The organism is Streptomyces sp. NPDC055078, from assembly GCF_053607985.1.
In genome coordinates, this window is sequence record NZ_JBSGUP010001039.1 from 1 (window position 1) to 1,762 (window position 1,762).

2 protein-coding genes and 1 pseudogene are annotated in these 1,762 nt (G+C 72.0%); all 3 read left to right on the forward strand.

Annotation, left to right across the window (positions count from 1 at the left end; translation table 11 throughout):
* Positions 1–714, forward strand: a pseudogene (locus ACWF94_RS39915) (hypothetical protein); the annotation flags it as partial.
* Positions 714–1,094: an RRQRL motif-containing zinc-binding protein gene (locus ACWF94_RS39920; protein WP_453500106.1), complete on the forward strand. Its 381-nt coding sequence runs from the start codon at positions 714–716 to the stop codon at positions 1,092–1,094. The pseudogene ACWF94_RS39915 and the gene ACWF94_RS39920, both read left to right, overlap by 1 nt.
* Before the next feature lie 31 nt (positions 1,095–1,125).
* The gene (locus tag ACWF94_RS39925) at positions 1,126–1,506 is read left to right on the forward strand and encodes a DUF6251 family protein (RefSeq protein WP_453500108.1); all 381 of its coding nucleotides are present in this window, start codon (positions 1,126–1,128) and stop codon (positions 1,504–1,506) included.
* Positions 1,507–1,762 lie beyond the last annotated feature (256 nt).

Consider the following 1,762-nt stretch of genomic DNA (forward strand, 5'->3'; position numbering starts at 1 on the left):
GGTGGCGCGGGGATGGGGTACTGGCGGGCGGGGTTCGAGGTCGTCGGGGTGGACATCGTGCCCCGGCCCTCGTACCCGTTCCGCTTCGTCCAGGGTGATGCGCTCGATGCCATGCGGGAGATGTGCCAGGACTTCCACCTCGTCCATTCCTCGCCGCCGTGCCAGTCGCACTGCACGCTGACCAAGGGCACCAACCAGGGACGCCGGTACGTCGACCTGATCCCGCAGATGCGAGAGCTGGGTCAGTGGTACGGCGTGCCGTTGGTCATCGAGAACGTCAACGGTGCCGGGATCCGCAAGGACCTCACTCTGTGCGGCGAGATGTTCGCACTGGGGGTGATCCGGCACCGGCATTTCGAACTCGGCTGGTTCGACTGGTTCGACGGGGCCGCCCAACCGCCGCACCGGCCGCATCGCGGTCCGGTCCGGGGCTGGCGGCACGGCGTGTGGCGGGACGGCCCCTACATTGCCGCCTACGGCAAGGGCGGCGGCAAAGGGTCGGTCGCGGAGATGCAGGCCGCCATGGACATCACCTGGACGGCCGACCACCACGAACTCACCGAAGCGATCCCGCCCGCCTACACCCGCCATATCGCCGACCGGTTCATCGGCGGCGACTGGGGCGCCGCCTTCGAGCCGTCCGCAGCGGTACGGCTCAGGCAACTCGCCCGCACCGCACCCCACCCGGACGCCCCCGTGGCGGTGGTGGCCTGATGTCCCCCGCGTTCGGCAAGTGCTACGACCCCAGCGGCGCGCAGTACGGCGTTCCGACGTTCCCGTGGCGTTACGCCCCGGACGGGTTGGCGACACGCCGTCAGCTCCGGGCCCTGGGCCTGCGGCCGGGGGGTCAGGACATCGCTGCGCAGGTCATGCGCCGCTCCCCCCGCCGTCCCGGCGGGGTGAGGGTCGCCTACCTGTACCGGATCGACCGGGCGCTGCCGGTCCGCCCGATGACCGCCCGCAAGTGGGGGGCGCTCGCGCTCGCGATGCTCGCCCGCCGCACCTGCCCCGCCTGCCGACTCGATGCGGGATACGTCATCCCGACCTCCCTCGGCATGTGCGTGACCTGCGCCTACCCCGCCCAAGCTGCCTGACACCCACCCCATCGCATCAAGGAGGTTCCTCATGGAGTCCCTGCCTGAGCTGGCTCGTGTGGTGCAGCTCCCCGACGGCACTCATGTGTACGTCAACCCCGCCCACCTCCCTGCCGCGCACCCGCCCCAGCCCGCGCCGCAGGTCGTTCATCAGCACATCCACCACGCCCCGCCGGACCGCACCGTTCAGCGCATCGCGCTCGGGTCCGGCGCGGGTGCCGGCGCGGTCGTCGCCGGGGTCTATTTCGGTCCGCTGCTGGTCGCCGCCCTCACCAGCATGGCTATCTCGCTGGCCGTGGTCGCCCTGGTCATCGTCGTCACCGCATGGGGCGTGGTCACCGTCGTCCGCTCCGTGGGCGGACCGGACGGCAAGAACGCCGCCAAGACGATCCGCTCCGCGCGCCGCCGCTGACGGCTGCCCGCGTCGCCCCGGCATCCCGTCGGGGCGGCAAGGGGAGCCGGGACAGCCCCGGCCCGGGGGGGAGCGGTATGGCGTTCAAGGCGGGCGAAAAGGTCCTGATCACGGCGTGCGCGGACGACCCGCGCGCGGTCGGCAGGACGGGCCGGATCGTGGACGAGGTGCCGCCCGGACCGCTGACGGCCGGTCGGTGGACTGTCCACCGCATCAGCGTGTTCATCGGCCCGGTCCTGTGCCACCCGCACGAGCT

Bases quoted from the DNA above. Each gene is read 5' to 3' on its own strand.
- ACWF94_RS39920 (WP_453500106.1), top strand. From the start codon at position 714: ATGTCCCCCGCGTTCGGCAAGTGCTACGACCCCAGCGGCGCGCAGTAC.
- ACWF94_RS39925 (WP_453500108.1), top strand. From the start codon at position 1,126: ATGGAGTCCCTGCCTGAGCTGGCTCGTGTGGTGCAGCTCCCCGACGGC.